Genomic DNA, 18,033 nt, shown 5'->3' with positions numbered 1-18,033 from the left:
GCGGCCGGAATCGCCTCCGGCCGCTTTCAAATCGTGAGCCCTGCCCTTCATTTTCGCCGCAAACGGGTCTAAGTCTTCGGGCCTCTTAGAGCGGTTCAGCTTTTCACGGAAGCGCAGAACCGCTCTAATCTTTTGAATTTGCGCAATTCCGGACGGAAAACCGCTTCGCACTTTTCCTGGAATTGCTCTAGCGTCGATGACAGAAGGCAGGTTGAACCATGACTTTCATGCCCCAGAGCCAGAACACCGTTGATCCCGTCAAGCTGGAGAAGCTCGCGGAAGTCGCCGTCAAGGTCGGGCTGCAGCTGCGGAAGGGCCAGGATCTGGTGATCACTGCGCCTGTTGTGGCGCTGCCGCTCGTTCGCCTCATCACCAAACACGCCTATCAGGCGGGCGCCGGGCTGGTGAGCGCTTTTTACTCCGACGAGGAAACGACGCTGGCGCGCTACCAGTACGGCAGCGACGAAAGCTTCGACCGCGCCTCCGACTGGCTCTACGAGGGCATGGCCAAGGCCTATGCCAACGGGGCGGCCCGCCTCGCGGTCGCCGGCGACAATCCGATGCTGCTATCCGAGCAGGATGCCGGCAAGGTCGGCCGCGCCAATCGCGCCACCTCCACCGCCTATAAGCCGGCCTTGGAAAAGATCTCGAATTTCGACATCAACTGGAACATCGTCTCCTATCCCAACCCGTCCTGGGCCAAGGTGGTTTTTCCCGATGATCCGGAACCAATCGCAATCGCCAAGCTCGCCAAGGCGATCTTTGCCGCCTCGCGCGTCGATCTCGACGACCCGGTCGCTGCCTGGGCCGAACACAATGCCAACCTTGCCAAGCGCTCCGCTTGGCTGAACGGCGAACGCTTCGCCTCGCTGCATTTCAAGGGACCGGGCACCGATCTGACGGTCGGCCTTGCCGACGGGCATGAATGGCACGGCGGCGCTTCCACCGCCAAGAACGGCATTACCTGCAATCCGAACATCCCCACCGAGGAAGTCTTCACCACGCCGCATGCGCTGCGCGTCGAAGGCCATGTCTCGAGCACGAAGCCGCTGTCGCACCAGGGCACGCTGATCGACAATATCCAGGTGCGTTTCGAGGGCGGGCGCATCGTCGAGGCCAAGGCCTCTCGCGGCGAGGAGGTGTTGAACAAGGTGCTCGATACCGACGAGGGCGCGCGCCGGCTCGGCGAAGTGGCGCTGGTGCCGCACTCCTCGCCGATTTCGGCGAGCGGCATCCTGTTCTACAACACGCTGTTCGATGAAAACGCCTCGTGCCACATCGCACTCGGCCAGTGCTATTCCAAGTGCTTCCTCGACGGCGTTTCACTGAGCCAGGAGCAGATCAAGGCACAGGGCGGCAATTCCAGCCTGATCCATATCGACTGGATGATCGGCTCGGACAAGGTCGACATCGACGGCGTCAAGCCTGACGGATCGCGGGTTGCGGTGATGCGGCAGGGCGAGTGGGCCTGACACCGTCCGTCTTCGGCATCATTGTGCGCTGACTGAGCCAGACGCTGGCAAGGACCATGACGAAGCCGGCAAGCTGTGCCGGCGTCAGGCTCTGGCCGAGCGCCAGCCAGCCGAGAAGGGTCGCAACGACGGGGCTCAGGAAGCCGAGCGATGCCGCGGCCGAGGGCTCGATGCGCGACAGGCCGCGAAACCACAGCAGATAGGTAAAGGCCGCGCCGATGAGGCCAAGCCAGGCGATGCCGAGAATATTGGCGGGCGTCGGCACCGGCAGCGCCGGTTCCAGCAGTAAGGCGACGGGCACGAGCAGGATGCCGCCCGCGGTCAATTGCCATGATGTGAAAGTAAGGCTGGAAACGGGCGGCTGCCAGTGACGGGTCAGCACCGTGCCGAAGGCCATCGAGACGGCACCCGCGAGACCGGCGACGACGCCGATGGGGTCAAGCGCCGCAGTCGGCGTCAGCACCAGCAGCGCGACGCCTCCCATGCCGATCAGGCCGGCGACAACGGCGAGGAAGCGGACCGGCTTGCCGAGGAAGAGGCGCGACAAGGCGATGACGATCAGCGGCTGCACAGCGCCGACGGTCGCCGCGACGCCACCCGGAAGGCGATAGGCCGAAACGAAAAGCATCGCCCAGAAGAACGAGAAGTTTAGCGCGCCGAGAATGAAGGCGCGGCCCCACCAGACCCCGGTCGGCAACTTCCGGACAATGAGCAGGATAAGCAGACCCGCCGGCAGAGCACGCAGCATGGCGACGGACAGCGGATAACCCTGCGGCAGGAAGGACGTCGTGACGAAATAGGTGCTGCCCCAGATAGCGGGAGCGAGAGCGGTCGCCATCACATCAGCGAAATAGCGCGAATTTGTCTTCATCTCAAGAATCTCTATATCAAGATAAATCCAACATAAACGTATTTTATCTTGACGTCAAGATATCCACTGCTATCGATGGGACATGGTTGAAGATAAGCAAGATCACGTCGACAGGATCCTGGCACAATGGCGGCGCGAGCGGCCGGATCTCGACGTCGAGCCGATGGGGATCCTCGGGCGCCTGAAGCGCCTCGGCACCCATCTCGGCCGCGAAGTCGAAGCCGTGCTATCGAAGCACGGGCTGTCCACCCCGGCCTTCGACGTGCTGGCCACACTTCGTCGTTCAGGCGCCCCATATCGGCTTTCGCCGGGCGAGCTCCTGGAGATGACGATGGTGAGCTCCGGCACGATGACGAACCGGATTGACCAGTTGGAGAAAGCCGGCTTCGTCGAGCGCATCATCAATCCGCAGGACAGGCGCAGCGTGCTGATCACGCTGACGGATAAGGGGCTTGCGACCGTCGAAGAGGCGGTCGGCGCCCATGTCGCCAATCAGCAGCGGCTGACGCGCAATCTGACGGCCGAAGACAAGGCAGCGTTCGACCGGCTGCTCAAGAAATTCCTGTCTGATTTCGAATAGTCAGACAGCGGCCAATGCCTTGCGGACGCGCTCCAGATGCGCCGCGCGCCTGGCTTCCGTCGCGCGGTCCATGTCGTGCAGGCTCAGCATGCGGAAGACGAGCTTCTTCGAACAGAATGCGGCAATGCCGCGCTTCAGCAGTCGGCGGACGGGATCGCCCATATAGAGATGCACCAGCCACCACGGTGAACCCGTCGTCGTCAGCGCATAGAGCAGCCGGATATTGGTGAGCTCGGGAACGATACGGCCGCCCGCGGCATCATGGGTGAAGGCGACGCCGGGCGCGAAGATGCGATCGAAGAATCCTTTCAGCACCGCCGGGAAATTGAACCACCACTGCGGAAAGACGAGGACGAGACCTTCGGCCGCCTTCAGCCGGGCAACGATGTCGGCAACGGCCGAGGTATCGTAGGGCATATCGAAGTAACCGCGGCGCTCGGCTTCGGAGAGGCGCGGATCGAAGTCCTCAGCGTAGAGATCGATGAGATCGACGACATGCCCGGAGGCTTCCAGTGCCTCGCGAGCCGTGCGCGCCACCGAGGCGGCAAAACTTTCCGGCAGCGGATGGGCGAGTACCAGCAGAATCCGCATTGTTAGAACAGACTTCCCTGCTTGGGCGGCTCTGGCGGTTTTGCGTTGCGCTTCTTGGCGCTGGCAGGCGCCGAGCCGCCTTCGGTCGTCATAGCGCCGACGCGGCCGTCGGCAAATTCGATGGCGATGCCCATGCCGGCGGAGAGGGCCGACGCCTGCGAGACCGGCCTGTTGTCCTCATCGCGGATGACGGCGTAGCCGCGCTTCAGCACGTTCTTATAAGAGAGCGACTGCAGCACGCGGTCCTGCGCGGAAAGTTCGGCGCGGGCACGCGTCAGCTGATGGCGGATCGCCGTATCGGCGTGGCGCGATAGGTTGCCGATCCGCTCACGACTGCGGTCGGTGTGGGTCTTCAGCCGCGCCGGTAGCGAGGCGAGCATGGCTTCGGCGCGGTCGATGCGGGATTTCGAGCGATCGAGCAGGCGCTCGACGGTGCGCTCGGCGCGCGCCATACGCTCACTCAGAAGCTGGCGGCGTTCAGCGATGCGGTTGGAGAGCACGTCCGGGCGCAGATGCGAGGCGATACGCTCGAAGCCGCGGCGCTTGTTGATGGTGTTGAGCTCCAACCCGCGGCCAAGACCGGCCGCCGCTTCATCAAAACGCCGGCGCGGCAGAGCAAGAAGCTGATCCAGCGACGGCAATGCCCGCATCAGACCGCGGACGGATTGGCGGCGCTGATCCATCTGCCGGTTCATGCAGCCCTGCAGGCGCGCGGCAAGCGCGGCGGCCTGGGCCTCGAGTTCCGCCTTGACGGGCACGGCGATTTCCGCCGCACCGGTCGGCGTTGGGGCGCGGACATCGGCGGCGTAATCGATCAGCGTCCAGTCGGTCTCGTGACCGACGGCCGAGATCAACGGGATCCGGCTTTCGGCAGCGGCGCGCACGACGATCTCGTCGTTGAAACTCCAGAGATCTTCCAGGCTGCCGCCGCCGCGCGCCACGATCAGCACGTCAGGCCGCGGGATGGCGCCGGCCGGCTCCAGCGCATTGAAGCCACGGATGGCGTTTGCCACCTCCTCGCCGGACCCGTCTCCCTGAACCTTCACCGGCCAGACGATGACATGCACGGGAAAGCGATCGGAGATGCGGTGCAGGATGTCGCGGATCACGGCGCCTGTCGGCGAAGTGACGACGCCAATCACATGCGGCATGAAGGGCAGCCGCTTCTTCCGGGCGGCGTCGAACAGGCCCTCGGCGCCGAGCTTGCGCTTGCGCTCCTCGATCAGCGCCATCAGCGCGCCGGCGCCTGCCGGTTCCAGCGTTTCGATGACGATCTGATATTTCGAGGAGCCGGGAAAGGTGGTGACCTTGCCGGTGGCGATCACCTCCATGCCCTCCTCGGGGCGGAACTTCAGCCGCGAGAAAGTGCCCTTCCAGATAACGGCGTCGATGCGGGCGCGATCGTCCTTCAGCGCGAAATAGGCATGGCCCGAGGAGTGCGGCCCGCGATAGCCGGAGATCTCACCGCGCACGCGAACCTGGTCGAATGCGGTTTCGACGGTACGCTTGATCGAACCGGAAAGCTCCGAAACCGAATATTCGGCAAGGTTTGTCGGCGAATCGCTGTCGAAGAGGTTGCTCATCCTTTCCTTCTATTTCCATTGGCGGAAAACGGGAAGGTCGTGGCGCCGCCGGAACCTGTTTTCCCAGCTGCCGAAATCTTGACGCGGCAGAACCTGTCTCAGTCATTCCAAGCGTCGACCTCTTCGCGTCGTACGCAGGCGATCGTTGCAGGCGACAGAATGACAAGAAAAACGGGAAAATGTGCCTTAGTACGGAACGCTTAGATAAACAGTGCGTTTCCTACGAAAGGGATTGCTAACCACCGCAATACAAAGGATTTTCCGCAAATATCACCGGTAAATCTTTGTTAGTTGGCGCTTCCTATGCTTCCCCTCGTTCTCTCTGGGAAGGTGCTGAAATGATTATTCTCACAGCTGCAGCATTAGGCATCAGCGCCGGGCTCATGCGCTCGGCCGGCGTGATCGCGTTGGTGGCCGCGCTGATAGGAATAACCTTCGCGGTAGCGGCGATAACCTCGCCCGGGCCGGTCTCGCTTCTGGCGCTTGTTTATGCCGTTCTTGGCTATAATGGCGGCCTTATCCTCTTCGTGCTCGGGCTTTTTGCCAGCGCCCGCCTGCGTGCGGTCCGCACATCGCACTGATATCAGCCCAGGCAAAGGCTGGCGGCGTCAATTCGCCGTCGGCCGGTAACGAAAGAACTGGGCGCCGATATCCGATCCCTTCGCAAGCGGCTCCAGATAGGGCGGGATTTTTCCCTTGCCGAGCTCGGCATAGAGCCCGTCCGGCTTCAGCTTCGCGAGTTCTCGCGTCTGCAAGTCCTTCGGGCAGAAGGCAAGGGCCGTCACACCAGCCCCCTTGAGAAAGGCTTCCGCCTCCTGCGGCTTTGCCAGGCCAATATGCATTTCCGTCAGCATACCGCCCTGATCGCGGTGATAGGGGGCGGAGAGAACACGGTTCTGCGTAAAGCGCAGGATCGGCACCCCCATTTCCGAGGGGGCGGAGACAAGTCCGGCCGGAAGTTCGGCAAGCGGTGCCAGCGCCTCTTTCGATGTGCAGGAAAGCGTCTTGGTCGGCTCCGCCGCCTTCTTCTGCGTCGCGTTTTCCATCTGCAGCGAGACAAGCCCGCCGCCGACGGCCCAGACGGCGGGAACGCTTGCAAGTACAATCATGACATAGACAAAAGCGGCGGCGACATTCTCGCTGTCGCTATTGGAGATGCGCCTGACATCGATGATCAACAGGGCGAGCGGCAGGATGGAGATGAGGTTTGAGAACGCAGCGCCGCGCACCTGGACCAGCGCGATCACCCAGCTCGTGGCGAGCAGGAAGAGCAGCACCAGGTGGATCTGCACGCGGTCGCGCTGGACGATGCGAAAGATGCAGACGGCGATGCCGAGGAGGCCTGCCGCATAGAAGCCGCCGATCGGGAAGGGATCGGTGCGCGCCAGCGCCAAAACCGACTGCGCTTCCGATATGTGTCGCAGCCAGAGTTCGACCAGCATCGGATCAAGGCCCCCCAACGGATCGCTCAGGCATTGCGGCGCGATGACCATCGCCGAACCGAAGACGCCGACGCCGACAAAGGCGAGCGCGGCAAAGCGCCAGGGCCGACGCAGGCCGCTCGCAAAAACCGCCGAACACAGCAGGAGGCCGCTGCCGATCGCCGCCAGACTGTAGTAGCCGAGCGAGAGATTGTCGCAGGTGACCATCGAATAGAGCCGGGGCGGCACCGTTGCGAAGAACAGGATGTTGATCGCAATCGTCAGCGACAGCCCGAAGGCCCGGGCGGCGACGGCGAAATTCTCGCCTTCCCATGCCCAGAGCAGGGCGACCGTGACGCAGACAGCGGCGACGAAAGGCGTTGTCTCGGCGCCGATGGCGATGGCGACGGCCGCCGCAATGCCTGCGACCGCGTAGCTCCAACCGCGCCGCGCCGGATCCATGAGCATCGCCACCATCGTTGCGACCAGCACCAGCTGCACGTTGTGATGGTCGATCGCACCCGGAGCGAAGCGGTTTCCGGTGTAAATCGCCGGAGCGGTCAGACCGAGAGCGATGTGCATGCCGGCAACCCCGCCGATGCGACGGCCGGCGACCGCCATGGCCAGCATGGCAGGAAAGATGAGCGAAATGGGCCAGACGGCGAGCGCCAGCGCCTCGGCGGTCTCGCGCGGCGCGAACAGGCCGAAAAACCGGATCAGTGAGGCGATTGGCAGATCGATCAACCTCGACCAGTGCATCAGCGTGCCGCCGGCAAGGCCGAGACGATATTGCATCAGATCGAACCAGCCCTGGCCGGCAAGAAAATCGCGAACTTCGACGAGACGCATGCCGTCGTCATTGTCGGTGCCGACATAATCGGTGGCGCCGGACAGCTTGGTAACGAGGATGACGGCGGCGAGAATGAGACTATAGGCAATGACTGCCGGCCAGAGACGCGTCAGCAGGCCCGCGAGCCGGCTCCTGCGGGCGGCGGTCACGGACGATGCGTTGGCGATGGGCTGCACGGCATTCATCGTGGTTAGCGTTTCGTTTCCAGATGGCCGAAGCTTACCGGGCGCCGATCAAGAAAGTGTAAAGCCGTCTGTACGCAGCCCGATTTGCCGCGGTCATAGGGTCTTATTAACGCTGCATGATTAGGCTGGGTGGCGGCTTTCAGTGTAGCGAGTAGAGTCATGGCCCGAACGCGTCCCCATCACCCGGATATTGCCGTCCTGCTTCCCTGTTATAATGAAGCCGCGACGATCGGCGCTGTGGTGCGGGGCTTCCGGGCAGCACTGCCGGATGCCGCGATCTACGTCTACGATAATAATTCCACCGACGGCACCGCGCTGCAGGCGATGCTTGCCGGCGCCCATGTCGTGCGCGAGCGGCGGCAAGGCAAGGGTCACGTCGTGCGCCGCATGTTCGCCGACGTCGAGGCCGACATCTATATCATCGCCGATGGCGACGGAACTTATGCGCCTGGCGATGCCGAGGAGTTGGTGCGCACGCTTTTGACCGAACGCGCCGACATGGTTGTCGGCACACGGCGCGGCGTGCATGCCGATGCCGGCCGCCAGGGCCATGCGCTTGGCAACCGGCTTTTCAACCTGCTCTACCGGACGATCTTCGGCCCCGACTTCACCGATATTTTTTCCGGCTACCGCGCTTTCTCGCGCCGCTTCGTCAAGAGCTTCCCGGCGGTATCGGGCGGTTTCGAGATCGAAACCGAGATGTCGGTGCATGCCTCCCGGCTGAAGCTTCCGGTCAGCGAACTGGAACTCGACTATGGCCGCCGCCCGGAAGGCTCGCACTCCAAGCTTTCGACGTTCCGCGACGGCGGCAAGATCCTCTGGATGTTCGCGATGCTGATGAAGGAAACCCGGCCTTTCGCCTTCTTCAGCGCGATCAGCGCCGCCTTCATGCTGGTGAGCCTCGGTTTCATGACGCCGGTGCTGGTGGAGTATTTCGATACGGGCCTCGTCAGCCGCATGCCGACCTGGGTGCTGTCGATGGCGCTGATGATGATCTCCTTCATGCTTTTTACCGCCGGCGTCATCCTGGATTCGGTGGCCCGCGCGCGCGCCGAGCAGCTGCGCATCCACTATATGAGCCTGGAGACGCCGAGTGCCGCCAAACTGCCGGATAGCGAGGCTGCACCTGCGTCGCGCCCGAGCCGCGGCAAGGCTGATGCGGCATGAAGAAGCTCATCCGTTTCGCGATCGCCGGCGGCATTGGCTTTATCGTCGACGCAGGCGCGCTGTCGGCACTGCTGGCGTTGACGCCGCTCGGGCCCTTTCTGGCGCGGATAATCGCGATTGCCCTCGCAATGGCGGCGACCTGGGCTTTCAACCGCAACTTCACCTTCGATCGCTCCGGCCGTTCGCTCACCGCCGAGGGCTTCCGCTACGGCTCGGTCGGCGTCACGGCGGCGCTCGTCAATTACGGGCTTTATTCCGCCCTTCTGCTTTCGCTGCCCGCACTTCAGCCGCTTGCGGCGTTGGTGCTTGCCAGCATCGCTGCGATGGTCTTCAGCTTCTTCGGCTACTCGCGTTTCGTCTTCCGCCCGGAATAATTAGAGCGCCGCGCGTCCAAAGGATGCGCTAAGGACGCTCTAACACTTTGAACTGGCGCATAATCCTTTCCGAAAATCGATTCCGATTTTTGGGGTTATGCGCTAGACCGCTTCCCAGCCGTCCTTCTCGCTGGCGCGATAGATCGCATCGATCACCTTCTGGTTCAGCTTCGAGTTTTCGAGCGTGACGATCTCTTCCCTGCCGTTCGTTACCGCCCGGGCGAAGGCCTCGGCTTCGCGCTTGTACTGGCGGCTGTCCTGAAAGCGGAAGATGCGCGATTCATTGTGGCTGCGATCGGCGAGTTCGATCTCTTCCGGTCCCCAGCGATTGGCGTTGAAGGGCGACTTGACCTCGATGTAACCTTCGGTGCCATGGAAGACCATGACCTGGCGGTTGGCCATCTGCGTCGAGATGTAGAAGCTCAGCTCGAAATCGCCGAAATCGGCCTTGACGCTGGAATAGATATCCGTGCCGAAATCCGGGTCGCGCTCGGTGATCGCCTGGATCCAGAGCGGCTCCTTGCCGGTGGAAAACCGCGTGCTCATGACGGGATAGACGCCGATATCGGGAAGGCCGCCGCCGCCGAGTTCGGGAACGTTGCGCATGTTGCCGGGATCACGGTTGAAATAGGTGAAAGCGCCCTGCACATGCCGGAGCGAACCGATCGCACCCTCGCCGATCAGGGAACGCACCTTCTGCCAGACCGGGGAATAGGTGATCATATAGGCTTCGGTCACAACCACGCCGTTGCGGTCGCGTGCAGCGATCACCGCGTCGATATCGCCGGCCTTCAGCGCCAAAGGCTTTTCGCAGAGTACGTGCTTGCCGGCATCGGCTGCTTTGATCGACCATTCGATATGCTGCGACGTCAGCAGCGGGATGTAGACGGCGTCGATGACGTCTGAAGCGAGCATCTCCTCATAGGAGCCGAAGGCATGCGGCACGGAGAAGCGATCGGCCATCTCCCTGGCGCGCGTCAGTTCCCGGCTGGCAATCGCCGTGACGACGCAATTTTCCGCGTCCTGGATGGCGGGAACGACATTGTCGCGGCCGATCTTGGCCGTTGAAAGGATACCGAAACGCAGCATGTCCAAGCCTCCCGAATAATTCCGGCAAACCATATTCAGGCCTTCGCTGCGGCGCAATGGCACGATCCGAAATCACGGAAGTTTGCCTTCCCTGGCGCGCCGATCGCGCTAGCTTAGCTGGACGGCGTTCTGCCGTATCCCCAGTTTCAACAACAGCAGCCTTGTCCCTCAGCCTTTTGGAGAGCGTCATGGAAATGCGCCGGCTCGGAAAAACAGGTCTTTCGGTCGCGCCGATCGTCATCGGCGGCAATGTCTTCGGCTGGACGGCCGACGAGAAAACATCCTTTGCCATTCTCGACGCCTTCTTCGATGCGGGGCTCAACACGATCGATACGGCGGATGTCTATTCCGCATGGGCTCCCGGCAACAAGGGTGGCGATTCCGAAGAGATTATCGGGCGCTGGCTGAAACAGTCGAGGAACTCCCGCAACAGGGCGGTCATCGTCACCAAGGTCGGCTCGGATATGGGAGAGGGAAAGACGCTCAAGGCGAGTTATATTCTGAAGGCGGTCGAGGCCTCGCTGCGCCGGCTGCAGACTGATTATATCGACCTCTACCTCTCACATTGGCCGGATGCCGATACGCCGCACGAGGAAACGCTTGGTGCCTTCGCCAAGCTGAAGCAGCAGGGCAAGATCCGCGCCATCGGCTGCTCCAACTATGACGCCGATCTGCTCCGGGCCTCGTTCGACGCTGCCGAAAAAGCCGGCCTGCCGCGTTACGATGTGCTGCAGCCCGAATATAATCTCTACGCACGCGCCAGCTTCGAGGGGCCGCTTGCCGAGTTCTGCGTCAGTCACGATATCGGCGTCATCACCTATTTCAGCCTCGCCGCCGGCTTCCTCACCGGCAAATACCGCAGCCACGCCGACACGAAAGGCCGCGCCCGCGAAGGCCGGGTTTCGCAATATCTAAACGACAAGGGCCTGCGCATCCTGGCGGCGCTCGACACCATTTCGGCCGAGACCGGCGCCAAGCCGGCGGAAATTTCGCTCGCCTGGCTCTTGCGCAAGCGGTGCGTGACGGCGCCGATCGCCAGTGCTACCAGCCTTTCGCAGCTTGAAAGCCTGGTGAAATCGGCGACACTCGCGCTTTCCGACGAGGCGATGGCGCTGCTCGACCGAGCTGGCGTCTGAAAGGAACACCCATGACCGTGACAATCCGCGAAGCCAGCCCCGAAGACGAGAAGCGCTGGCGCGAGCTCTGGACCGCCTACCTCGCCTTCTACGAGGTCACGGTCGATGCCGATATCACCGATGCCACATGGCGCCGAGCCTTCGATCCAGCCTCGGCAATCGCCATGCGCGTTGCTGAAATCGATGGCAGGGTGATGGGCTTTGCGCTCTATCTCACGCATGAGGGCACGTGGATCCGTACCAACGACTGTTATCTCGAAGACCTCTTCGTCGATCCGGCTGCGCGTGGCCAGGGCGTCGGAAGAGCGCTGATGGACGATCTCATCGCACTCTGCAAGACAAAGGGCTGGGCGCGGCTCTACTGGCATACGAGCGAGCGGAACAAAACGGCCCGCGCGCTCTACGACAGCTATGTCGAAAGCGACGGTCACATCCGCTACCGCATCAGCTTCTGAAAACCGGAAAGCCGTCGTACCATTCGGAATGATCGCCGTCCCAATTGGCCATGCCTGGCTTGGTCAGGATGCCTCGCGGCCTGACATAGCTCTGGATCACCCGCTTCGGCCGTTCGTGCCACTGGATGTTGAAAGCCCAGAGCTTCGGGAAGAAGCAGAGCGAGGCGTAGGGCAGATGGTCATGGATCCACCAGGCAAGCCGCTGCCAGTCGCCTTCATCGCTATAGTGGTCGATCATCCATGGGACGGCGATGCAGACTGCCGCGCCCATGCAGCCGTCGAAATCCCTGATATCCCAGATGTGGTGCGCTGATGTGGCGGCATTGGTCGAACAGTTGAGGTCATTTTCGTTGCCGAATCGGTTGACCTCAGGCGAGCGGTAGCCGGAACGGATATGCAGACGCCCGAACGTCGCTTCCAGCGGCTCCAGCAGTTCCTCGCAAAGCCGCCTGCCCGCCTCGATCGCGAGATCAGGATCCTCAGGAATGTTGGGGATACGATAGAAATCGGCGATTTCGGAATGCAGGAAATCGCGAAAGAAGAAGTTTTGCGACAACCGCACGCGACCGAGATCCTCGAGACCTTTCATCGATCCTGGCTTTCGCACGATCTTTTCTTCCTCCATGTCGGCGGCAGGATGATTGCCCGGACCGGTTTTCCCGTCCACCCGAAATCGATCGGGAACAAATAGCGCGATCTGTGCTTCTTAATGTGTCGCCGCATTCGCGGTCTTTCCCAAAACAAGGATGGAGACAATGGCCAAGGAAAAGACGTTGGAAGATCTCTTCTACGATACGCTCAAGGACATCTATTTTGCCGAGCGGCAGATATTGCGTGCCCTGCCGAAGATGGCGCGCGCCGCTCAGTCCTCCGAACTGAAGGCGGGTTTCCAGAAACACCTCGAGGAAACCGAAGCCCAGGTCGAGCGCCTGCAGCAGGTTTTCGAGAAGATCGGCAAGCGCGCTCAGGGCAAGACCTGCGAGGCGATCCAGGGCGTCATTGCCGAGGGCGAAGACATCATGGAAGAATTCAAAGGCACGCCGGCGCTGGATGCCGGATTGATTTCCGCCGCCCAGGCCGTCGAGCACTATGAAATCGCCCGCTACGGCACATTGAAGACCTGGGCAGCGACGCTCGGCCTCAAGGACGTCGTCGCCCTGCTCGACCAGACGCTGCAGGAGGAAACTGCCACCGACAAGACCCTCTCACAGCTCGCCACGACGGCGGCAAACCAGAAGGCTAGGGCTGCCTGACCCATTATGACGACGGGCGGCCTGAGGCTCCATACCTAGCGGCCGCCCGTATTCCTTTAGACATATCTGAAAAAATCGATGAAGGCCCGCAGTGCCGGACGTATCTGCCGCCGGCTCGGATAGTAGACGAACGGGCCGGGATAAGGCGCACACCAATCCTCCAGCACCCGCACCAGCCTGCCTGCCGCAAGTTCGGTATGCACCCGCATGTCGAAGAGATAGGCAAGGCCGGCGCCGTTCAGCGCCGCAAGCAGGGCCAGCCGGTCCTCGCTGACAACAAGCGGCCCGTCGACAGCAACGATGAGCTCCTGCCCGTCCTTCTCGAACTCCCAGCGATAGATCGAACCGTTGGTGAAACGCCGCTTGATGCAGCGGTGGCCCACGAGATCGCGCGGATGCTCCGGCTTCGGATAACGCTCGAAATATTCGGGTGACGCGGCGATCACCGTCGTCAGCTTGGGTGAGATCCTGACCGCGATCATATCGGCTTCCAGGCTTTCCTCCAGCCTGATGCCGGCATCGAACCCCTCCTTGACGATATCGGTGAAGCCGTCCTCATTGGCGATCTCCAGGGTGATATCCGGATAGAGGTTGAGGAAGTCACCGAGGCGCGGGGCGAGCAGAATATCGGAGGCGAAGCGCGGCGCTGATATGCGCAGATTTCCGGCGGGCTTGCTGCGCGTATCGCGGACGGCCTCCAAGGCAACGCCAATCTCCTCGAGCGCCGGCCGCAGTCTTTCGAGCAGCAGGCGGCCCTCCTCCGTCGGGGCGACGCTGCGGGTGGTGCGGGCCAGAAGCCTGACACCCAGGCTTTCCTCGAGACTGGAAATCGCATGGCTGACGGCCGACGGCGCGACGAGGAGTTCCTTCGCCGCGGCCCGGAAGCTGCGATGCTCCGAGACCGCGGCAAGAACGGCGAGTTGGGAGAGCTGAGTCCTGTTCATTGATCGAAATGATAGAACAGCTTGTTTGAAACCGCATGTATTTTCTGATCGATATCGTGGCGATATGGTTGCCGGTACCGTGACAATTCATTCCAGCGGTTCATCAGCTCAGAAAAGGAGCGCATCATGAAAACCCGGAAACTCGGAAACGAACTGACCGTCTCGGCCGTCGGGCTCGGCTGCATGGGCATGAGCTTTGCCTATGGCGCCAGTGACGAACAAGAATCGATCAGGACGCTCAATCGCGCCGTCGATCTCGGCGTCACCTTGTTCGACACTGCCGAAGTCTATGGTCCCTTCACCAACGAGCTTCTTCTCGGAAAGGCGCTGAAGCCGTTCCGCGACCGCGTGGTGATCGCCACCAAATTCGGCTTCAAGATCGATACCGCTCAGGCCGGCGCTGCCGCCATCGCCGGCGTCGACAGCCGACCGAGCCATGTGCGGGAGGTGGCCGAGGCTTCGCTGAAACGCCTCGGCATCGAGACCATCGATCTGCTCTATCAGCACCGGGTCGACCCCAACGTGCCGATCGAGGAGACGGTCGGCGTCATGGCCGAACTGGTTAGGGAAGGGAAGGTTCGCGCCCTCGGCCTGTCGGAAGCCGGCAGCGCCACCATCCGCCGCGCCCATGCAGTCCATCCGATCGCAGCCCTGCAGAGCGAATATTCGCTGTGGACGCGTGATCCCGAGGAAGATGTGCTGGCCACCTGCCGCGAACTTGGCATCGGCTTCGTGCCCTACAGCCCGCTCGGGCGCGGTTTCCTGACGGGTGCGATCCGCAAAGCCGACGATCTTGCCGCCGACGATTTCCGCCGGCAGGTGCCGCGTTTCCAGGCAGAGAACTTCGACGCCAATGCCGCTCTCGTCGCAGCGCTCGAGCAGCTTGCGGCCGTCAAAGGCGTAACGGCGGCACAGCTGGCGCTGGCCTGGGTCCTCAGCCGGGGCGACGACATCGTGCCGATCCCCGGCGCCCGCAAGCTCCATCATCTCGAACAGAACGTTGCGGCCGCCGACATTGAGCTCAGCGCGGAGGAACTCGAGCAATTGGACAATGCCATCCCAGCCTGGCGGGTGGCCGGCAAGCGCTATTCGGACGCCTCGCTTGCAATGACGAATTTGTAATCGAAAGAAGCGCGGCTGCGACAGTGGCCGGGCTTGCCTTCGCGGCCGGCTCAACTATCTAACGGCATCTCGGAGAACGGGATGAAAACATGTCGGACAGGCAGGCAGTCGAGCAGACGGTTCATCTCTATGTCGAAGGCATGGCCTTCGCCAATGCGGCAGCCTTGAAGAAAGCCTTTCACCCGAAAAGCTCGATCATCGGCTATTACCAGGATGCCGTCGAATGGTTGACGCGGGACGAATTCATCGCCGCGATCCTGGCGGAGGAGCCCGCCCCGCCCGGCACCCAGCCCTTCATGGATATCCAGAGCGTCGATGTCGAAGGCGACGCGGCGAGCGTCAAGGTCACCGACGACTTCGCCGGAATGCGCTTCACCGACTATCTCTCGCTCTTGAAGATCGAAGGACGATGGGTGATCGTCAGCAAACTCTATCATCTGCACACATGAAAGGACCGGCCGCTTGCGCGACCGGTCCGTTCTATTTGCAGGGACGGATCAAGCTCAGCTTCTGAGAACGCCGCCGGTGAATTTCGTGACGCTCGCCACGATCTTCTGCGTCAGCGCCTCGAAATCCTCGTCCGTCAGCGTGCGATCGACCGGCTGGATCTGAACCTCGATCGCCACCGACTTCTTGCCCTCGCCGACCGATGCGCCTTCGAAGATGTCGAAGACATTGACGCCGGTGACCAGCTTGCGGTCGGCGCCGGTCGCAGCCTTGACGATCGCGCCGGCTTCCACCGTCTTGTCGACGACGAAGGCGAAGTCGCGCTTGACGGCCTGGAACGGCGAGAGATCGAGCGCCGGCTTGGTGCGGGTCGCTTTCTTCTTCGGCTCGGCCATGGCGTCGAGATAGACTTCGAAGCCGCAGACGGCTCCGCCGACATCGAGCGCTTCCAGCGTCAGCGGATGGAATTCGCCGAAATAGCCGAGCACCACCTTCGGCCCCATCTTGATCGTGCCGGAGCGGCCGGGATGATACCATTCCGGGCCGCCCTGCTCGATCTGGATATTGCCCATAGGCAGGCCACAGGCTTCGATGACGGCGAGTGCATCGGCCTTGGCGTCGAAGACATCGACCGGCTTGCCGCCGCCCTTGGCGGCATTCGACCACATGCGGCCGGCGCCGGCGAGCGATGCGGTGCCGCGGCGGATGCCGCCGGCGACCCGCCGCTGACCTTCCGGCCGGTCGTTTTCATAGGTGCCGGAGACCTCGAAGATAGCGACGTCGGCATAACCCTTGTCGGCATTGCGCTGCGCCGCGGTCAGCAGACCCGGCAGCAAAGACGGGCGCATGTCCGACATTTCGGCGGCAATCGGATTGGCAAGTTTGAGGGCTGGCGAACCGCCGCCGAACAGCTTGGCGTGATCCTCCGGAATGAAGGACCAGCTGACCGCCTCGAGCATGCCGCGTGCGGCGAGCGCTCGCTTGGCGACGCGGGTGCGAATCTGCAGCGTCGTCAGGATCCTGCCGTTGACGGCCGCATGGCTTTCGAGCGGCGCCGGCTTGATATTGTCGACGCCGTGGATGCGCATGACCTCCTCGACGAGATCAGCCTTGCCATCGACATCGGGGCGCCACGAGGGAACGGCAACGGAGACGCGCTCACCGGAGCCGGAGACCGCAAAGCCGAGACGCGTCAGGATCGTGTTGCTTTCCTCCGTCGAGATTTCAAGGCCGGTCAGGCGCTTGACCTCGGAATAGGGGAAATCGACGACCTTCGGCTGGTAACCCTTATAGCCGACGATCTCGGCCCCGGCGGCTCTGCCGCCGCAGAGTTCCAGCACCAACTCCGTCGTGCGTTCGAGGCCGGGAACCATATATTCCGGATCGACGCCGCGTTCGAAGCGGTAGCGGGCATCGGTGATGATGCCGAGGCTGCGGCCCGACTTGGCGATATTCATCGGATCCCAAAGAGCGGATTCGATCAGCACGTCGACGGTGTTCTCATCGCAGCCGGAGTGTTCGCCGCCCATGATGCCGCCGATCGATTCGATGCCCTCTTCATCTGATATGACGACATTGTTCGGGCCGAGCTTGTATTCGCGTTGGTCGAGCGCCAGCACGGTCTCACCTTCCCTTGCGCGGCGCACCGTCAGGTTGCCCTTGATCTTGGCGGCATCGAAGACGTGGATCGGGCGGCCCTGATCGAAGGTCATGTAATTGGTGATATCGACAAGCGCATTGATCGGACGCAGGCCGATGGCAGTGAGCCGCTGCTGCATCCAGCGCGGGCTCGGGCCGTTCTTGACGCCGCGCACAAGCCGTAACGCGAAACCGGGGCAGAGCCTGGCATCATCGAGATCGATCGTCAGCTTGACCGGCGTCTCGCCTTCAACGGCGAAGGACGGCGCGGGGCGCGTCTTCAGCGTGCCGAGACCGGAGGCGGCAAGATCGCGGGCGATGCCGTGGATCGAGGTGCAGTCCGGCCGGTTCGGCGTCAGGTTGATCTCGATGACGGGGTCGTCGAGACGGGCGTAGCTGGCATAGCTCTGACCGACCGGCGCATCCTCCGGCAGATCGATGATGCCGTCATGATTGTCGGAGATCTGCAGCTCCTTTTCGGAGCACATCATGCCGCGGCTTTCGACGCCACGGATATTGCCGACGGCAAGCGTCACCTCGATGCCGGGAACGTAGGTTCCAGGAGCGGCGAAGGCGCCGACGAGGCCGGCGCGCGCATTCGGAGCGCCGCAGACGACCTGAACCGGCGCGCCGGATCCGGTATCGACCATCAGCACTTTCAGGCGATCGGCCTGCGGATGTTTTTCCGCCGTAAGAACCTTGGCGATGACGAAGGGCTTGAACGCCGCCTTGTCGTCGACATCCTCGACTTCCAACCCGATCTCGGTGAGACGGGCGCAGATTTCATCCAGCGTGGCATCCGTTTCGAGATGCTCTTTCAGCCAGGAGAGCGTGAATTTCATCGTCCCAATTCTC

General features: G+C 62.3%; 18 protein-coding genes. 10 read left to right on the top strand and 8 right to left on the bottom strand.

Going from position 1 to position 18,033, the window contains the following annotated elements; translation table 11 throughout:
• The first annotated feature begins 218 nt into the window (after positions 1 to 218).
• Positions 219 to 1,472: an aminopeptidase gene (locus J0663_RS10110; RefSeq protein WP_207244244.1), complete on the top strand. Its 1,254-nt coding sequence runs from the start codon at positions 219 to 221 to the stop codon at positions 1,470 to 1,472.
• Here the strand turns inward: J0663_RS10110 and J0663_RS10105 are convergent.
• Positions 1,420 to 2,343, bottom strand: a complete 924-nt coding sequence (locus tag J0663_RS10105) for an EamA family transporter (protein ID WP_207244243.1) — start codon at positions 2,341 to 2,343, stop codon at positions 1,420 to 1,422. The two genes, J0663_RS10110 and J0663_RS10105, sit on opposite strands and share 53 nt — an antisense overlap.
• Positions 2,344 to 2,425: 82 nt before the next feature.
• Between J0663_RS10105 and J0663_RS10100 the strand changes: the two genes are divergently transcribed.
• Positions 2,426 to 2,923, top strand: a complete 498-nt coding sequence (locus J0663_RS10100) for a MarR family winged helix-turn-helix transcriptional regulator (protein ID WP_207244242.1) — start codon at positions 2,426 to 2,428, stop codon at positions 2,921 to 2,923.
• Here J0663_RS10100 and J0663_RS10095 read toward each other — a convergent pair whose 3' ends face one another.
• The gene (locus J0663_RS10095) at positions 2,924 to 3,514 is read right to left on the bottom strand and encodes an NAD(P)H-dependent oxidoreductase (protein ID WP_207244241.1); all 591 of its coding nucleotides are present in this window, start codon (positions 3,512 to 3,514) and stop codon (positions 2,924 to 2,926) included.
• Positions 3,515 to 3,516: 2 nt separating this feature from the next.
• Complete coding sequence (xseA, locus tag J0663_RS10090; RefSeq protein ID WP_207244240.1) at positions 3,517 to 5,097, bottom strand: exodeoxyribonuclease VII large subunit; 1,581 nt, start codon at positions 5,095 to 5,097, stop codon at positions 3,517 to 3,519.
• Between the two features lie 338 nt (positions 5,098 to 5,435).
• On the opposite strand from xseA, the gene J0663_RS10085 reads away from it, so the two are divergent.
• Entirely contained in the window at positions 5,436 to 5,678 is a 243-nt protein-coding gene (locus J0663_RS10085; RefSeq protein WP_207244239.1) for a hypothetical protein, read from the top strand.
• 27 nt (positions 5,679 to 5,705) lie between these two features.
• On the opposite strand, the gene J0663_RS10080 is transcribed toward J0663_RS10085, so the two are convergent.
• Positions 5,706 to 7,553, bottom strand: a complete 1,848-nt coding sequence (locus J0663_RS10080; protein ID WP_207244238.1) for a hypothetical protein — start codon at positions 7,551 to 7,553, stop codon at positions 5,706 to 5,708.
• A gap of 159 nt (positions 7,554 to 7,712) precedes the next feature.
• Here J0663_RS10080 and J0663_RS10075 point away from each other — a divergent pair, with 159 nt between their 5' ends.
• Both J0663_RS10075 and J0663_RS10070 read left to right on the top strand, forming a co-directional pair.
• A complete protein-coding gene (locus J0663_RS10075) occupies positions 7,713 to 8,720 on the top strand; it encodes a glycosyltransferase (protein ID WP_207244237.1) in 1,008 nt (335 codons plus the stop codon).
• Positions 8,717 to 9,094 (top strand): GtrA family protein, encoded by a 378-nt coding sequence (locus J0663_RS10070; RefSeq protein ID WP_207244236.1) that lies wholly within the window; start codon positions 8,717 to 8,719, stop codon positions 9,092 to 9,094. The genes J0663_RS10075 and J0663_RS10070 overlap by 4 nt, the downstream gene beginning before the upstream one ends.
• A 102-nt stretch (positions 9,095 to 9,196) precedes the next feature.
• On the opposite strand, the gene J0663_RS10065 is transcribed toward J0663_RS10070, so the two are convergent.
• Complete coding sequence (locus J0663_RS10065) at positions 9,197 to 10,183, bottom strand: Gfo/Idh/MocA family protein (RefSeq protein ID WP_207244235.1); 987 nt, start codon at positions 10,181 to 10,183, stop codon at positions 9,197 to 9,199.
• A 188-nt stretch (positions 10,184 to 10,371) separates the two neighbouring features.
• Here J0663_RS10065 and J0663_RS10060 point away from each other — a divergent pair, with 188 nt between their 5' ends.
• Both J0663_RS10060 and J0663_RS10055 read left to right on the top strand, forming a co-directional pair.
• Positions 10,372 to 11,319: an aldo/keto reductase gene (locus J0663_RS10060; protein WP_207244234.1), complete on the top strand. Its 948-nt coding sequence runs from the start codon at positions 10,372 to 10,374 to the stop codon at positions 11,317 to 11,319.
• A gap of 11 nt (positions 11,320 to 11,330) precedes the next feature.
• Entirely contained in the window at positions 11,331 to 11,774 is a 444-nt protein-coding gene (locus tag J0663_RS10055) for a GNAT family N-acetyltransferase (protein ID WP_207244233.1), read from the top strand.
• Here the strand turns inward: J0663_RS10055 and J0663_RS10050 are convergent.
• A complete protein-coding gene (locus J0663_RS10050) occupies positions 11,764 to 12,399 on the bottom strand; it encodes a hypothetical protein (protein WP_207244473.1) in 636 nt (211 codons plus the stop codon). The genes J0663_RS10055 and J0663_RS10050 overlap by 11 nt on opposite strands.
• A 130-nt stretch (positions 12,400 to 12,529) precedes the next feature.
• Between J0663_RS10050 and J0663_RS10045 the strand changes: the two genes are divergently transcribed.
• On the top strand, positions 12,530 to 13,027 hold the full coding sequence (locus J0663_RS10045) for a YciE/YciF ferroxidase family protein (protein WP_207244232.1): 498 nt from the start codon (positions 12,530 to 12,532) through the stop codon (positions 13,025 to 13,027).
• 56 nt (positions 13,028 to 13,083) lie between these two features.
• Here J0663_RS10045 and J0663_RS10040 read toward each other — a convergent pair whose 3' ends face one another.
• The gene (locus J0663_RS10040) at positions 13,084 to 13,971 is read right to left on the bottom strand and encodes a LysR family transcriptional regulator (RefSeq protein WP_207244231.1); all 888 of its coding nucleotides are present in this window, start codon (positions 13,969 to 13,971) and stop codon (positions 13,084 to 13,086) included.
• A gap of 126 nt (positions 13,972 to 14,097) precedes the next feature.
• Between J0663_RS10040 and J0663_RS10035 the strand changes: the two genes are divergently transcribed.
• Together J0663_RS10035 and J0663_RS10030 are read left to right on the top strand one after the other, a co-directional pair.
• Positions 14,098 to 15,093, top strand: coding sequence for an aldo/keto reductase (locus tag J0663_RS10035; RefSeq protein ID WP_207244230.1), 996 nt, complete (start codon positions 14,098 to 14,100; stop codon positions 15,091 to 15,093).
• 89 nt (positions 15,094 to 15,182) lie between these two features.
• Positions 15,183 to 15,542, top strand: coding sequence for a nuclear transport factor 2 family protein (locus tag J0663_RS10030; protein ID WP_207244229.1), 360 nt, complete (start codon positions 15,183 to 15,185; stop codon positions 15,540 to 15,542).
• Between the two features lie 54 nt (positions 15,543 to 15,596).
• On the opposite strand, the gene pheT is transcribed toward J0663_RS10030, so the two are convergent.
• Positions 15,597 to 18,020, bottom strand: a complete 2,424-nt coding sequence (gene pheT / locus J0663_RS10025; RefSeq protein ID WP_207244228.1) for a phenylalanine--tRNA ligase subunit beta — start codon at positions 18,018 to 18,020, stop codon at positions 15,597 to 15,599.
• Positions 18,021 to 18,033: the final 13 nt, after the last annotated feature.

The sequence above is a fragment of the Rhizobium lentis genome, assembly GCF_017352135.1.
In the GTDB taxonomy this organism is placed as follows: Bacteria; Pseudomonadota; Alphaproteobacteria; order Rhizobiales; family Rhizobiaceae; genus Rhizobium; species Rhizobium lentis.
The sequence above is the reverse complement of the archived record's forward strand: the minus strand, read 5'-3'. Positions and strand labels throughout refer to the sequence as shown.